Genomic DNA, 13,363 nt, shown 5'->3' on the forward strand with positions numbered 1-13,363 from the left:
GCAAGCCGCGGTCACTGCCTGATCTTCGTTTGTGCACACACCAACTGGTGATCACCGGTGGCCGTACCTGTCTCCGCGCTGCCCTGATCCACCGGAGCGCGGAAGTTGTCGCCACCGGTCCTGATCGGGCCTTGCTGTCCCGAGACTCAGCTCGTTGCATGTGAGAGGAAACGGACCGGGGTGACCTCTTGTGTGTGGAGGATGGCGTCGAACCAGTCCGCGAGCGATCCACCGGAGATGTGGTAAGCGGCGTTGTCATCAGGGTCGTAGTGAGGGCCGATCAGGCGCGTCCTGGTCGGCGTATCGAGCCAGGTCCGCACCGAAGGTGGGCTATCGGCGTGCAGGTCCAGAAGGTAGGCATCCAGCCCGGTTGCGCCCAGGATCGCGTCAGCGAACTCCGTCGGCGGTGCCGGAACCGGGTAGGGCGCCATGCCGTGGTGGAACGTCAGGCCGATGGGCACGTATCCGGCTCCGAAGTGCTCGCGGAGGTAACTGCCCGCGTTCCGGTGCGTCATCGGCGGGGAGGAGGGAGAGACGGTCCGCGGATTGCCGTTGGCGGTGTGCGCGAGACCACCCCAGTAGACGATCTCGTCGCCGGTATGTTCGTGCCACCGGATCGTGTCCTCGGCCAGACTCACCTCGATGCCGGCGAGACCGTCGAGCCGGAAGCCCTGTCTCTCGCGAGAGCCGACCACTCCGGCGAACCGAACCGGGTCATCGGGATGCCGACGGTTGAAGGAACGCATCCACCGGATTTCGATCGCCGTGATCTGTGTCTGGCTCTTCCGTTCCGCCTTTGTCACGTCCGCAGTTTTCACTCCGGCGTCTTGACAACCACGGAGTTCGACACGACGGGAGGTGGCGATGGCAGCAGAACGTAACCCGTTTCGGGGTCTGTCGTGGCCTTCACCTTCTGGTACATGTCGCTGTTCATCAGCAGCACGGAGAGGGTGCGCTCGGACCCAGGTGCCGTGCTGTCGAGTACCGCGTCATAGACGTAAGTGCCTGGTCCCTGGCTCAGGTCGTTCCGCAGTGTGTAGTGCACGCGCGGGTTGGTGGCCGTACCGGCGACCTTTCGCACCACCCAGGCGAGGTGGTCATCGGGTGCGAGGACACAGGACACCGTGGCGACCACGTGCGCCGCCGAACGGCTCGGCCTCCCGTCCATCTTGAGCACGACGTCCTTGCTCGACGTGCCGCAGGTCGATGAGGAACCAGCTGAAGGGCCCGGCATACCGGGCGACTGGCCCGAAGCACTCGGCCGCGGTGGATCTGAGCCGCCGAACTGTTCCAGGAGATCCTTCCAGATCCCCAGGAACTGTCCCACCACGCCGGCGACGAGCGCCAGGAGGGTGAACACGGTGGTGGCTGTCGTCGTCCAGCGGCCAACCGCTCTGTCGTCGCCTCGCGCGGGTGGCCGCCGACGACGAAGGCGAGATCGGTTTCCGCCTGCGGCCGGGCTCCTCTGTAATCGCCTCGACATATCATCAGAGTTCCCTGCCCAAGCGTGAGTTCAACCGAGATGCTGGTAGTCGGTCCTGTCGTTCGGACTGTGCCAGTCCCCCGACGGCGGCCTGCCGGCCCCCGATCTCTCGCTCGCCGGTCGGCAGGTCTTCGACCCGCTCCTCCACCACACCCACGTCCGCACCCGTCTGCCTGCCGCGGCTTCCCCCGAGGTCTGGCCGTGGCATCACGGCCTCGCAGCGGCTGTGCTCGGCGAACACTGAACGGGTGACACTCGCCCCCGGCCCGTGTCGCCGGACCGGCGCGCCGCATTGTGCGTGGACGATGTTTGAATGCCAACTTCCGCACAGGCTGCCGGGATTCTCCTGCGGGCCGCGGCCTCGGCCGGTGACCCGCCGCAGCTGCTGCCCGCCCGGGAGCAGATGGCGTTCACTCTCGGCTTCCACATCATCCTGGTGCCGTTCGGAGTGGCACTCACCGCCCTGATGCTCATCGCCAACTACCGAGGTCTGAAACACGGCGACGACCAGGCCCTGCTGCTCGCCCAGCGCTGGTCGAAGGTCGCCGCCGTGCTGCTCGCCGTGGGAGCGGTCACCGGTACGGTGCTGAGCTTCGAACTCGGCATCCTGTGGCCGGGGCTGATGGGCAGATACGGCGCCGCGTTCGGTTTCCCGTTCGCGATCGAAGGCATCTTCTTCTTCCTGGAAGCGATCTTCGTCTCGATCTATATCTACGGCTGGAAGCGACTTCCTCCCTGGGTGCACTTCTGGACGGGCGTACCCGTGGTCCTGGCGAGCATGGGCGGCACCGCCGCCGTCGTGGCGGCGAACAGCTGGATGAACCAGCCCGGTGGGATCACCATGCGCGACGGCCGGGTCGTGGACGTCCGTCCGGCCGAGGTCTTCTTCAACGGCGCCTTCTGGTTCGAGAGCGTGCACATGCTGCTCGCCGCCTATATCGTCGCCGGATTCTCGGTGGCCGCGGTCTACGCGGTCGGCATGCTCAAGGGACGCCGCGACCACTACCACCGGCTCGGCTTCCTCATCGGATTCGTCGTGGCCGGCGTCATCCTGCCCGTACAGATCTATGTCGGCGATGTCGTCGCACGCCAGGTGTTCCACAGCGAGCCGGCGAAGTTCGCCGCGATCGAAATGCTGCCCACGACCGGCCGCCATGTCCCCGAGACGCTGGGCGGAGTGCTCGTGGACGGCGAGGTGCGCTACGGCCTCAGGATTCCCGACGTGGCCTCGCTGCTCGCCGGGTTCAGTCCGTCCACGGAGATCCGCGGACTCGACGCGATCGACCCCGCAGTACGGCCCTCCGACAGTGCGGTGAGCGTGGTCCACCTCGCGTTCGACATCATGGTGGGAACGGCCAGCCTGCTCCTTCTCCTGGTTCTCTGGTTCGCCTGGCTCTTGTGGCGTCGGCGGCGGGTGCCCACCAACCGGTGGTTCCTGCGCTGCGCCGCCCTCAGCGGGGTCGTCGCCGTGGTGTGCCTGGAGGCCGGCTGGGTGACCACCGAAGTGGGGCGGCAGCCGTGGACGGTGGTCGGTCTGTTGCTCACCAAGGACGCCGTGACCACGCAGGGCAACCTCTGGCCGTTCTTCGCCGCCGCCCTCGCCATCTATCTCGCGGTGGGCACCGGCGCCGTGCTGATCCTGCGTTCCCTGACCAGACGCTGGAGAGCCGGCGAGGGAGAGGGAGAGGACCAGGGGCTGGATGTACCCTACGGTCCCAACCGGCCGCTGACCGACGTACGCACGGGGAAGGCCGGCAGCCATGAGTGACGCCGTCGCGGTCCTGCTCTTCATCGGTGTCATCGCCTACGCGCTCTTCGGAGGAGCGGACTTCGGCGCCGGTTTCTGGGACCTGACCGCCGGCGGAGCGGCGCGCGGCAACAGGCCCCGCCATCTGATCGACGTGTCGATCGGCCCCGTCTGGGAGGCCAACCACACCTGGCTGATCTACTGCCTCGTCATGCTGTGGAGCGCTTTCCCCCTCGCGTTCACGGCCATCACCACAACCCTCTACATCCCCCTGGGCATCGCCGTGCTGGGAATCGTCCTGCGTGGCGCGGGCTTCGCCTTCCGCAAGGCGTCGATGCGCACGCCCGAACAGCGGATCTACGGGGCGGCGTTCGCGCTGTCCTCGGTGCTCACGCCCTACTGCTTCGGCAGCGTGGCCGGCGCCATCGCGTCGGGCCGGGTACCCACCGCCGGCTACGGCGATCCGGTCGGAAGCTGGAACAACCCCACCTCCGTCCTCGGCGGGGTGCTGGCCGTAGCGGTGTGCGCCTACCTCGCCGCGGTGTATCTGACCGCTGCCGCGCGGCAGTACGGGAGCCCGCGGCTCGAAGCGTCGTTCCGCCGACGCGCGCTGCTCGCCGGGATCGTCACCGGGTTGGTCTGCCTGGCGGGCATTTTCCTTCTCCAGGCCGACTCCCCGCGGCTGTTCCACCAGTTGAGTCACCTCGGTCTGCCGCTGCTCGTCATCTCGGCGCTGAGCGGGCTGCTCAGTCTGTTCCTCCTCAGACGCGAGAACCCCCTCGCCCTGCGCATGCTGGCCGCGCTGGCCGTGGCGACCGTCGTATGCGGCTGGGGCGTCGCGCAGTACCCGTATCTGCTGGGCACGCATCTGACCATCGCCGAGGCGGCGGCGCCGACACCCACACTCTGGGTGCTCGCCTCCGTGGCCGGCGCCGCCGGGGTGCTCATCGCCCCGTCTCTGATCGCCCTCTACATCCTCCAGAACAGGGGACGGCTGGAGTCACGGGGCTGACGCGGCGCGCCGGACGGCGGTGACCGCGGCCGCCACGTCGTCGTCCCCGTGCCCCAGCTCGATCGCCGTGCTCCAGCGTCGCAGCAGTGCTTCGGTGAGCGGCAGGGAAATGCCGTGGTCACCCGCGGCGTCCAGTGCGAGCGCGGCATCCTTCCGCGCGAGGCGCAGCGGGAAGCCGGGGGTGAAGTCACCGGCGGCCATGGCGCGCCCCTTGGCCACCGCGTAGTCGCACCGCAAAGGGCTCTCGTCGATGACGTCGGTGACCGCGCGCGCGTCCAACCCCAGCGCCGTGGCCAGGTCATGGGTTTCTGCCATGCCTTCGACGAGCAGCGCCAGCCAGTTGTTCAGGACGACCTTCAACCTGCTGCCGTCACCGGCTCGGTCGAGCCATACGGTGCGATGCCCGACGGCGTCGAACACCGGCTGGACGCGGTCGCGCAGTGCCGGTGCGCCGGAGGCGAGGATCAACAGCTCTCCGTGTTCAGCGGGTCCCGAGCTGCCGGACACGGGCGCGTCGACATAACCGAGGCGATGGCCGGCCAGGGCCGCCAGGCGCTGTGCCCACTGGACGCCGACGGTGCTCATCTGGATCCACACCGCGTCGGGTGACAGCGTGGACAGGACGGACGGAGCGGGCGAGGCGGAGGGAGCGGACTCGTCGGACGGAGCGGACTCGTCGGACTCGGCGCCTTGCTCCGCGGTCATCGCCGCTTCCACGGCGGGACCGTCGGCCAGCATGGTCACGAGTACGTTCGCGTCGGTGGCCGCGTCCGCGGGCGAGTGGGCGACGTACGCGCCCTCGGCGGCCAGTGGCTCCGCCTTGTGCCTCGTACGGTTCCACACGCGCACCTGGAAGCCGGCCCCCAGCAAGTTCCGTGCGATGGGCGTTCCCATGACGCCGGTGCCCAGAACCGCGATCCTCATGCCGGCCACGATAGGGCCCTCCATCCTGGCGGGCGACCGGTGGATACTCAGCACATTGAATTTGATCTCGTAGCCCTGAAGGGCGTGAGGAAGGAAGTCAGGACGAGGTGCTACCTGTGTCCCCTCCAGCGGGCCGGGTCCTCCTCCAGCGACGCCCGGTCCCATCCGCCCCGCTCGGCGGCGGCCTCGTAAGTGCTGCGCAGAAAGCCCAGCAGCGTCCGATCGGGTTCGTGAGCGGTGCGCACCGCCTCGTACGGCAGGAGGAACTGGCCGTTCTCCCGGCTGTAGTACGCCTCGGAGGGGGTGACGGCGCTCTCGGCGAATCCGTCGGGTTCGGGGTAGGCGTACGAGTAGAAAGCCCCCTCGTCACCGCCCCCTGGCCAGAAACCACAACTGCTCAGCTCGCGTGAGTAGCCCTCTTCCATGACCCAGTCACCGCAGTTCGGCGCGCCACCGGGGTGGCGGGGGGCGCCGCGTCCGGAGAAGCGGGTGCAAGCCAGGTCCATGGCACCCCAGAAGAAGTGGACCGGACTGACCTTGCCGACGAAGTAGCTACGGAACTCGCCGAGCACCCGGTTGGCCTGGAGAAGCTGGCGCCAGAACAGGTGCGCGCCATGCGGGTCGTACGTGTGGTGCGAGAAGTCCTCCGCGAACGGGATCGCCGGCTCGACCTCGTTCGGATGCCCCTGGATCGTGGTGGGGACGTCCAACTCCTCCAGGGCCCGCAGGACACGGGCGTGGAAGTCCGCCACCGGCATGGACTCCAAGGCGATGCGCCGGGCGCCGCCGTCGCTCGTGCGCAGACTCAGCGCGTGGTCGATGAAGTCGAACTCGATGTCGAAGGCTCCCGCGTCGTGGGGAATGGCCGAGGTGGTCAACCCCCGTGGGCTGACGTAGAACGTCACCTGCCACCAGTGGTTGAGCAGCGGGGCGTGTGCCAGCCGGACCTTCCCGACGATCTGTGTCCACATGTGGAGCGTGTCGCGCGTCTCGGCCCACTCTGCGATCCGCAACCGCGGCCACATGCCGGCTCCCCGGCGGGCTTCCGTCGTCACCATGATTCCCTCCGGAGCTTCGGATCCCCCCGATGTCTGCCGGTGCCTGCTGATGCCCGCTGACGCCTGATGCCCGCTGATGCGCGCTGATTCCTCCATCGTCGTCCTGTCCGACGGCGTCGGCCACCTGAGCGACAGCCGTCACCGCCCGGCCGTGCTGATCGGCTGGCGGCCCCGCAGAGGGCGCGCGTCGGACCGCGTCGCTTCGTCAGCCGATTCATGAACGCGGTTGGTGATCCGGCCACTGGCGAACGCCGGTCCACGGCTTACGTACGGGAGATTCCACGGCTTGCGCACGGGAGGGGAGGACGTTGTACTAAAACCGCCAATCCCACCGTTCACTCCGCATTGTCCGATACTCACCGTCTGCGGCGCGAGAAGAGAAGTGACCATGCGGAATCCATGTCTCACTTTGAGAAAGCGGTCGCTGCGTGCGGCTCGGGGCGCCGCCGGCCCGGGCGCCGGCTGGACCGACGCCGGGCTGCTCACTCTCCGTATTGTCGTCGGAGGGCTGGTCGCCACTCACGGCCTGCAGAAGATGACGCACTGGCTGGGTGGAGACGGCCTGGCCGCCGGTGCCGAGGAGTTCCGGCGCGACGGCTTCCGAGGCGGCCGGCTCACCGCGGTGGCGGCCGGGAGCGGTCAGACAGGCGGGGGTCTGCTGCTCGCGGCCGGGCTCCTGACACCGCTCGCGGTGGCGGCCGTCGCCGGCGTCATGACCGTCGCGGCCACGGTGAAGTTCCCGCACGGCCTGTGGGTCCAGGATGACGGCTACGAGTATCCGCTGGTCCTGATCGTGTCCGTGGCCGTCACCGGGCTCACCGGGCCGGGCGCCTGGTCACTCGACCGGCTGACCGACGTCAACTGGCCCGCGTCCGCCGGCATCGTCGGCTGTGCGGCCGGAGTGCTGGGGGGCCTGACCACACGTCGTGCGCTCTTGCGGGCGGGCGGTCCGGGGAGCCGGAAGTCATGAACAGCCCCTGAACCGGTTCACGCCGGTCATGCCAGTCATCCCGGTCGGGAGCCTGCCCCACGGAAACCTGCCCGAGCAACTGCCGAGGCTGCTGGAGGCCGCCCTGCGCACCGCCCTGAAGCGCGGCGGCGCGGGTCCTCAACGCCGCCGAACGAGTGACCATCCTGGCCGGGGCGGGCTGCGCGGCAAGGGGGCGCCGGAGCACTGCGACGCGCTGGCAAATCGGCCGCCGTACGCAGGTGGACGGACTCCCCCACGCACCCGCAGCAGGTCGCCGCCGCGATCGACCGGCCGGCGGCGCGCGACGCCGTCACCACCGCCGACGTGTTCGCCACCAGGACCATCCTCTCGGAGCGACGGGGCAAGATTGTCGAGTCTCACCGAGTCGAACCCGCGCCAACTCAGCACCGGGTAGAGACCGAGGGGAGTCCTGGGTGTCAGCCCTGGGTCTGTGCGAGCAGCTCGGCGAGGTGGTCGCACCAGACCTCGGCGACATGGAGCGTCTGGTGTCCGCGCGTCTTCGGTCCGGCCGGGAGCGTCAGGGCTCGTCCGTGGGGAACCGCGGCGATGGCCCTTTCCAGTCCGCCGAGTTCGACGGGGTTGAGTTCGTCGTCCTCGAAGTTGACGGCCAGCAGCGGAGCCCGTATCGATGTGAGGCCGGGGGCCGGGTCGTAATCCCTGGACGCATCGAACTCCCAGACGACGTCGTTGGCGTCCTCGCTGTCCAGCGCCTGCGACTCGGTCGCCCTGATCTGTGTGTCGGCGGCATCGACGGACCGCAGGTCGGACGCCATGTGCCGCGCGCTGCCGACCATGAGCCGGAACAGCGCCATCGCGTGGCCGAGTCCGGCCGGCTGCTTGTTGTAGCGGCCATCGGCGTATCCGGGATCGGACGTGATCAGATGGATGAGCATCCTTCGCCAGAGCAGATTCCGCCCGGTGATCCGCTCGGGAAGACTGGCGACCGCCATCAGCGCCTGCTGGTCCGGATACCGCTGGCCCCAGATCCACGTCTGCATCCCGCCCATCGAGGTGCCGAGCAGCAGCCGTAGTCGCTCGATGCCCAGACCGTCCACCAGCAACCGATGTTGACCCTCGACCATGTCGCCGTAGCCGTAGTGCGGGAAGTCGGGTCCAAGCCCTTCGCTGGGCCGGCTCGATCCGCCGTGACCGATGGCGTCCGGCAGGATCACGAAGAACCTGCTCACATCAAGAGGCCGGCCGCTCCCGAACAGGAAGTCGGCGATGGTCGGTCCCAGGAATTGCCGGCCGGAGCCGGTTGTGCCGTGCAACAGCATCACGGCGTTGTCGGCGCCCGCGTTCAACGAGCCGAGTGTGTGGTACGCCAGGGTCACATCGAGGCGGTGTCCGTCATCGAACGGGAAGTCGCCGACGGTGTGGAAGCCTGGTACGGCTTCGGATTCCCAGTCGGTGGGCATGAGCGACCTCTAGAAGAACGAGAGGGTCTCGATGCCGACCCCTGCTTGCACGGTACGCAGGACCTCACCGCGTTCGAGGTTGCACACGGCCAGCGAGCCCTCGTTGTGATTCGCGATGAGCACCGTCTCCCCGTCCTCGTGGAAGGCCATGTTCATGGGGCCCTGGCCGAGGTGAAGAAGGGTCTGTGACTTGAGGTCCTCGGAGAAGACCGTGGCCAGCGGCTCCTCGAAGTTCGTGACCACCAGGTATCTGCCGTCGGGGCTGTAGCGCGCGATCTGAGCCGCCTTCTCGTGCCCGTCGAGTGTGATGGTCGAGCGAATCTCGTCCGAGTCCGTGTCAACGACGAAGAGCTGCGGCTGCTGAGCGTCGACGAGTATGACCGTCTCCCCATCAGGGGGCATGCCGATTCCCGCGGCACCGTTTGGCATGGGAATCTTCTTGACCACCCGTTTCATGGCCAGATCGACGACCGACGCGAACGTGTCTTCCTCGTTCTCCGTATAGAGCTTGCTGTTGTCCGGCAGCACCTCGACGCGGTGCGCCTTGTTGGAGCCCACCTCGATCACGTCCTCGATCGTGCCGCTCTCGGGGGCCATTTCGAGCACCACGCCACTGTTCTCGCATACGCAGTACAACGTGCCGTCCGCTCCCCAGCGCAGGCCATGCGGAGCGAGATGCGGATAGGTGCTGAGGTCTCCGACGTGCCTGCGTTCCTCCAGGTCGAACTGTGCGATCAGATGGCCTGGATGGGGGTTTTCCCCGTGAATGCCGGCGCCGTAGATGGGGGCGTACGCGAAGCGGTGATCGGGCGAGATGAGAAGCTCATGCACCCTCGGCGCGAAACCTTCGAGGGTCAACTCGACCTCGTAGGTCTCCGGATCGAGGAACAGCACATGATTCCCGACCTTGTCGATTGCCACAAGGCCATTGCCGCCGGTCAAAAAGTTGGCGTCTGCCATGAGAAGTCTCCTGTCCGATCCCATCGATATGGCGATATAGGGCTTCGACAGGAGGCGCTCAGTCCGGCGCACTCCCGTCGGCGTCGACTTCGATACCGAACTGCCTCCCGGCCGCCCTCAACCGGTTCAGATCTCCTGCCGGGTCGCCGCCCGGTCCGGGAGACGGGCGGCACGCGGAGCGGTAGTACTCCTCGATCCCGCCGGGCACCGTCAGGTTGAACAGCCGAACCGGCTGACCGGTGCGGTTCCGCACCCGGTGGTGCACACCCCAGGGCACGACCACGACTGTTCCCGCGGATGCCTCGTATTCCTCTCCGTCCATCAACACCTCGGCGGTTCCCTCCAGGACGTAGAAGGCCTCCTCATAGCGGGCATGGCGATGCGCGGGCATCTCGCCGCCCGGCTCAAGCGTGATCTCGGTGACCGTGTAGGCGGCCGCGGTCGCGAGGCCCGCCGCCTTGATGGTGTACGTCACGCCGGCGGCATACCGGCGGTCACCTTCATCCGGGAGCACCAGGGTGGGACCGCGTCCTTCACCCATCGGAAGGGGCCTTTCGTGCCCGTCCGCGGTGCTTTCCAGATAGGTGACACCGTAGCGCGGCGTCCGGGCGTTGATCTCCTGGACCGGCATCGTCCCGCGGTTCCCCGGCGGCTCATCGCCTGGTGCGCCCAATTCCAGGAAGAAGCCCTCGTTACCGCCCGGGGTGGTAAAGGTGATGAGCTCCGCGGTCTCGTCTCCGACATTGCGCCACTCATGGGCGATGCCGCACGGCGCCGCGAAGAACGTGCCGTCGCCGACAGTGGTGTTGATCCCCCCTGCCTTCAGCTCAATTTTCCCCCGGAGCAGGAAGAAGCCCTCTTCCTCGCGTGAATGGATGTGCCTGGGCGGGCCGGTTCCGGCCGGTGGATAGTCGAGCCAGAACGCGTACTCGCTGCCCGTGTCCTCGCTGACGGCCGCGAAGGTGATCCGGTCGTCGCCCATCCACCAGATCGAGACGCCCTCACCCGGTTTCACCAACTTGCCGCGTCTGAGCAGTGGTGCGTCCTGCTCGATCGGCCTGTTCAAGCTCTGCGGTGTCCTGGCCTTGGCCATTGCTCAACCTTCCCGCCCGAGGTCAGCGCGTCGACATTACGCGCGGGCCGACGTTACGCGCGGGCCGACGTTACGCGCGGGCCGACGTTACGCGCGGGCCGACGTTACGCGCGGGCCCGCGTTACGCGCGGCCGGACCTCGCAGTCGGACCTCGTAATCGCACACCTTTACAATTTCCATCCGCCTTCGACCGTTGTCAAAACGTACGGACCGATCCACCGTGCCCCATTTGGCCGTAAACGGCCCCGGGAAAGGACAGGTCGGCCGGATCCGGCAGCGGATCGTCGCCATTCCATCGCCGTGAGCAATCAATCCCCCCACTCTCCGCCACCGTTCTTCGCGCGGCTGGCTCGCAAGCTGCGCGCTCTGGGGACGGCTGGGTAGCGGCGTCGCCGAAGCTCTGAATCTCAAAGCCGTCCTCGACGACCTGCGCGAGGGCATCGCCACCCATTGCGACAAGACCACCGAGTGCTACCCGGCAGCCGGTCACCCCCACCTCACTCCCGATGCGGGTGTGATGTCCCACGAGGACCACTGGCTCGTTCATGGACCGTGGAGCTCGGTCTCCCAAGCCTGGAAGGGCGGCTCGACCTGGTAAGTCGGGTCGCAACAACCGCGAATCCACTGTGCGGCACGGTACTGCGCGTCCCCGTCGTTCAGCACCCTGCCGCTTGCATCAACTTCCAGCACATTGCTGTAGATCGCGAAGACTTGCTCCAACGACGAACCGAACTGGAACAGAGCGGGTCGGTAGTCAAATCCGTCGAGCAGGTCAACGTCGATGGTGCCGTTCGCCAAGTAGAACGCGAAGAGCCGGAGCGAAGCACGTACATCGACAGGAAGATGTCCCACCAGAACATCATGCCTGGCGGGTACAGCACCTTGGCAAGATCTTTTGGACGACAGTGAGTCCTTTCCAACGTGCCGAATGCCAGGTCGGACCGCGGGCGACGAGCCGCTGGCCTGCTGACCCGCCCGGTACTTGAGCATGTGCCGGCGAGGCAGCCCCTCAGCACCGAACGATCGTCAACGGCCTTGTGGATCGCTTCAGTCGGCTGCGACCATCCCGGCATGGACGCGCGCGTAGTCGGAATACCTCAGGTGGACGGCACCGAAGAGGTGGCCGTTGCGATCGATGTGATGCGGGCGTTCACCACCGCCGCCTGGGCCTTCCACCGCGGGGCAGACAAAATCGTTCTCGCTGCCGATGAGAACGAGGCACTGGCCGTCAAGGCGTGTCACCCAGGCTGGCTTGCGCTCAAGGACGGGGCACCGGTCAGCGGGTTCGATCTGGTCAACTCCCCTGGCGTGATACGGGAGACCGACTTGGCCGGCCGCACCGTGATCCAGAAGACCACGGCGGGAACGGTGGGGGCCCTGGCAGTTGCCGAGGCGAAATTGGCGCTGTGCGCCAGTTTCGTCGTGGCCGGCGCGACGGCCCGGGTCCTGGCGGACGCTGGCGTCGACTCGATGACGTTCGTGGCCACCGGCGAGGACGGCCGTGCCGCCGAGGATCTGGCCTGCGCCGAGTACCTGCACCGGCTCCTGGCAGGGGATCGTCCCGACCCCGGCCCCTATCTCCACCGCGCCCGCACCTCCCCGGCCGCGGACGACCTGCGGGGCGGGCGACGCCTCGGTGCTCACCCCGCCGATGTGGAGTTGTGTTTGGAGGTGGACCGGTTCGACTTCGCCATGAAGGTCGAACTTGAGGAAGGGATGGCAGTGCTGCGGCCGCTCCGGACTCGGCCGGATGCGGTGTCCGCTGTACACCGCGCACGGTAATCACTGAACCGTTGTCGCCTCACGCTGACGCGAGGTGGAGGCTGAGGACGGCCCGGACCGACACAGAGATGGGTGGCGCGGTTCACGACGGCACAGGTTCTCACCGCGACGCAGGCGTCCGCCGGCTTGCCCGTCCGTTCCACCCGGCGGCGTCAGGTTCCCACCAGAGTTCCCGAACGCCTCTGTCAGGCGCTCGCGTTGCTCAAGAACGCGAACACCGTGAAATACGCGACCAGCGAAAAGGCGGCGGCTGTCAGCAGGGCCAGCACGCGCCCCTTGAGGGTGCGGGCCAGGGCGAGCGGGATGAGAATCAGGACGGCGACGCAGGCCACGGCCTGGGCCGTATAGCGAAGGTCCCAGTGGTAGGCGATAGCTTCCGCGCCGAAGACGCCCGCGAGCGAGGCCGTCCCGACCGTACGGCGGAGCAGGGTCCGGCCGCGCCGCGACCAGCGGCCCGCCACACCGAAGAGCGGTCCCGCTATACCCGCCATGCCGATCCAGATGAGCGGCCAGGTGAGATTACCCATGCCCGAGCGGTCGAAGCCGAACTCGGCATACCCGTAATAGCCGACGACCAGGCCGAGCTCGGCCAGGAGTCCTGCTACGGCGGCAAGGCGGAGCGAGACTTTGGCCGCGAGCACCGCTCCGGTCACGAAGGCGACCGACGACCAGACGGCGCCCGAGTTGGCCAGATTGTTCCACGCTCCGGGGAGCCAGCCTTGCGCAAGATTGGTCAGCACTCCGAAGGCGAGCCCGCAGAGCAGCGCTCCTGCCAACGCGCTGACCCACGAGACCCGGAAGGTGGAAGAATCTGGTTCGGCGACAGATGTCTGAGAGACGAGAGAGCTCATGGGATGTGTTGTTCTCCAGGATCTTGAGGATTCACGAGCCGCCT

13 protein-coding genes are annotated in these 13,363 nt (G+C 67.5%); 4 read left to right on the forward strand and 9 right to left on the reverse strand.

Annotation, left to right across the window (positions count from 1 at the left end; translation table 11 throughout):
* Positions 1-146: 146 nt before the first annotated feature.
* Positions 147-803, reverse strand: coding sequence for an erythromycin esterase family protein (locus ACFRKB_RS27020; RefSeq protein WP_383109052.1), 657 nt, complete (start codon positions 801-803; stop codon positions 147-149).
* Positions 804-814: 11 nt separating this feature from the next.
* Positions 815-1,360, reverse strand: coding sequence for a hypothetical protein (locus ACFRKB_RS27025; RefSeq protein ID WP_383109053.1), 546 nt, complete (start codon positions 1,358-1,360; stop codon positions 815-817).
* A 436-nt stretch (positions 1,361-1,796) separates the two neighbouring features.
* On the opposite strand from ACFRKB_RS27025, the gene ACFRKB_RS27030 reads away from it, so the two are divergent.
* Entirely contained in the window at positions 1,797-3,251 is a 1,455-nt protein-coding gene (locus ACFRKB_RS27030) for a cytochrome ubiquinol oxidase subunit I (RefSeq protein ID WP_383109054.1), read from the forward strand.
* A complete protein-coding gene (locus ACFRKB_RS27035; RefSeq protein WP_383109056.1) occupies positions 3,244-4,242 on the forward strand; it encodes a cytochrome d ubiquinol oxidase subunit II in 999 nt (332 codons plus the stop codon). The genes ACFRKB_RS27030 and ACFRKB_RS27035 overlap by 8 nt, the downstream gene beginning before the upstream one ends.
* On the opposite strand, the gene ACFRKB_RS27040 is transcribed toward ACFRKB_RS27035, so the two are convergent.
* Positions 4,231-5,331, reverse strand: coding sequence for an NAD(P)-dependent oxidoreductase (locus ACFRKB_RS27040; protein ID WP_383109057.1), 1,101 nt, complete (start codon positions 5,329-5,331; stop codon positions 4,231-4,233). The genes ACFRKB_RS27035 and ACFRKB_RS27040 overlap by 12 nt on opposite strands.
* Positions 5,277-6,224, reverse strand: a complete 948-nt coding sequence (locus tag ACFRKB_RS27045; RefSeq protein ID WP_383109058.1) for a DUF5996 family protein — start codon at positions 6,222-6,224, stop codon at positions 5,277-5,279. Before ACFRKB_RS27045 ends, ACFRKB_RS27040 begins: the two co-directional genes overlap by 55 nt.
* A gap of 388 nt (positions 6,225-6,612) precedes the next feature.
* Here ACFRKB_RS27045 and ACFRKB_RS27050 point away from each other — a divergent pair, with 388 nt between their 5' ends.
* On the forward strand, positions 6,613-7,194 hold the full coding sequence (locus ACFRKB_RS27050) for a DoxX family protein (RefSeq protein WP_383109059.1): 582 nt from the start codon (positions 6,613-6,615) through the stop codon (positions 7,192-7,194).
* Positions 7,195-7,631: 437 nt separating this feature from the next.
* Here the strand turns inward: ACFRKB_RS27050 and ACFRKB_RS27055 are convergent, their stop codons facing one another.
* The 4 genes from ACFRKB_RS27055 to ACFRKB_RS27070 all read right to left on the reverse strand — a co-directional run bounded on the left by ACFRKB_RS27055 (position 7,632) and on the right by ACFRKB_RS27070 (position 11,538).
* Positions 7,632-8,633, reverse strand: a complete 1,002-nt coding sequence (locus ACFRKB_RS27055) for an alpha/beta fold hydrolase (RefSeq protein WP_383109060.1) — start codon at positions 8,631-8,633, stop codon at positions 7,632-7,634.
* A 9-nt stretch (positions 8,634-8,642) separates the two neighbouring features.
* Positions 8,643-9,593 carry a YncE family protein gene (locus ACFRKB_RS27060; protein WP_383109062.1) on the reverse strand — a complete coding sequence of 317 codons (951 nt, stop codon included), beginning with the start codon at positions 9,591-9,593 and terminating at the stop codon, positions 8,643-8,645.
* 58 nt (positions 9,594-9,651) lie between these two features.
* Positions 9,652-10,659 carry a cupin domain-containing protein gene (locus ACFRKB_RS27065; RefSeq protein WP_383109064.1) on the reverse strand — a complete coding sequence of 336 codons (1,008 nt, stop codon included), beginning with the start codon at positions 10,657-10,659 and terminating at the stop codon, positions 9,652-9,654.
* A 570-nt stretch (positions 10,660-11,229) separates the two neighbouring features.
* Positions 11,230-11,538 carry a DUF7677 family protein gene (locus tag ACFRKB_RS27070; RefSeq protein ID WP_383109065.1) on the reverse strand — a complete coding sequence of 103 codons (309 nt, stop codon included), beginning with the start codon at positions 11,536-11,538 and terminating at the stop codon, positions 11,230-11,232.
* A gap of 219 nt (positions 11,539-11,757) precedes the next feature.
* Here ACFRKB_RS27070 and ACFRKB_RS27075 point away from each other — a divergent pair, with 219 nt between their 5' ends.
* Positions 11,758-12,468: a 2-phosphosulfolactate phosphatase gene (locus ACFRKB_RS27075; RefSeq protein ID WP_383109067.1), complete on the forward strand. Its 711-nt coding sequence runs from the start codon at positions 11,758-11,760 to the stop codon at positions 12,466-12,468.
* A 185-nt stretch (positions 12,469-12,653) separates the two neighbouring features.
* Here ACFRKB_RS27075 and ACFRKB_RS27080 read toward each other — a convergent pair whose 3' ends face one another.
* The gene (locus tag ACFRKB_RS27080) at positions 12,654-13,319 is read right to left on the reverse strand and encodes a DUF6518 family protein (RefSeq protein ID WP_383109068.1); all 666 of its coding nucleotides are present in this window, start codon (positions 13,317-13,319) and stop codon (positions 12,654-12,656) included.
* Positions 13,320-13,363: the final 44 nt, after the last annotated feature.

This window comes from Streptomyces scopuliridis, from assembly GCF_042790125.1.
Taxonomy (GTDB): Bacteria; Actinomycetota; Actinomycetes; order Streptomycetales; family Streptomycetaceae; genus Streptomyces; species Streptomyces scopuliridis_A.

Excerpts from the sequence above, each read along its gene's own strand:
- ACFRKB_RS27080 (WP_383109068.1), bottom strand. The coding sequence starts at position 13,319 with ATGAGCTCTCTCGTCTCTCAGACATCTGTCGCCGAACCAGATTCTTCC.
- ACFRKB_RS27030 (WP_383109054.1), top strand. The coding sequence starts at position 1,797 with ATGCCAACTTCCGCACAGGCTGCCGGGATTCTCCTGCGGGCCGCGGCC.
- ACFRKB_RS27060 (WP_383109062.1), bottom strand. The coding sequence starts at position 9,593 with ATGGCAGACGCCAACTTTTTGACCGGCGGCAATGGCCTTGTGGCAATC.
- ACFRKB_RS27055 (WP_383109060.1), bottom strand. The coding sequence starts at position 8,633 with ATGCCCACCGACTGGGAATCCGAAGCCGTACCAGGCTTCCACACCGTC.
- ACFRKB_RS27075 (WP_383109067.1), top strand. The coding sequence starts at position 11,758 with ATGGACGCGCGCGTAGTCGGAATACCTCAGGTGGACGGCACCGAAGAG.
- ACFRKB_RS27045 (WP_383109058.1), bottom strand. The coding sequence starts at position 6,224 with ATGGTGACGACGGAAGCCCGCCGGGGAGCCGGCATGTGGCCGCGGTTG.
- ACFRKB_RS27050 (WP_383109059.1), top strand. The coding sequence starts at position 6,613 with ATGCGGAATCCATGTCTCACTTTGAGAAAGCGGTCGCTGCGTGCGGCT.
- ACFRKB_RS27035 (WP_383109056.1), top strand. The coding sequence starts at position 3,244 with ATGAGTGACGCCGTCGCGGTCCTGCTCTTCATCGGTGTCATCGCCTAC.
- ACFRKB_RS27040 (WP_383109057.1), bottom strand. The coding sequence starts at position 5,331 with ATGGGACCGGGCGTCGCTGGAGGAGGACCCGGCCCGCTGGAGGGGACA.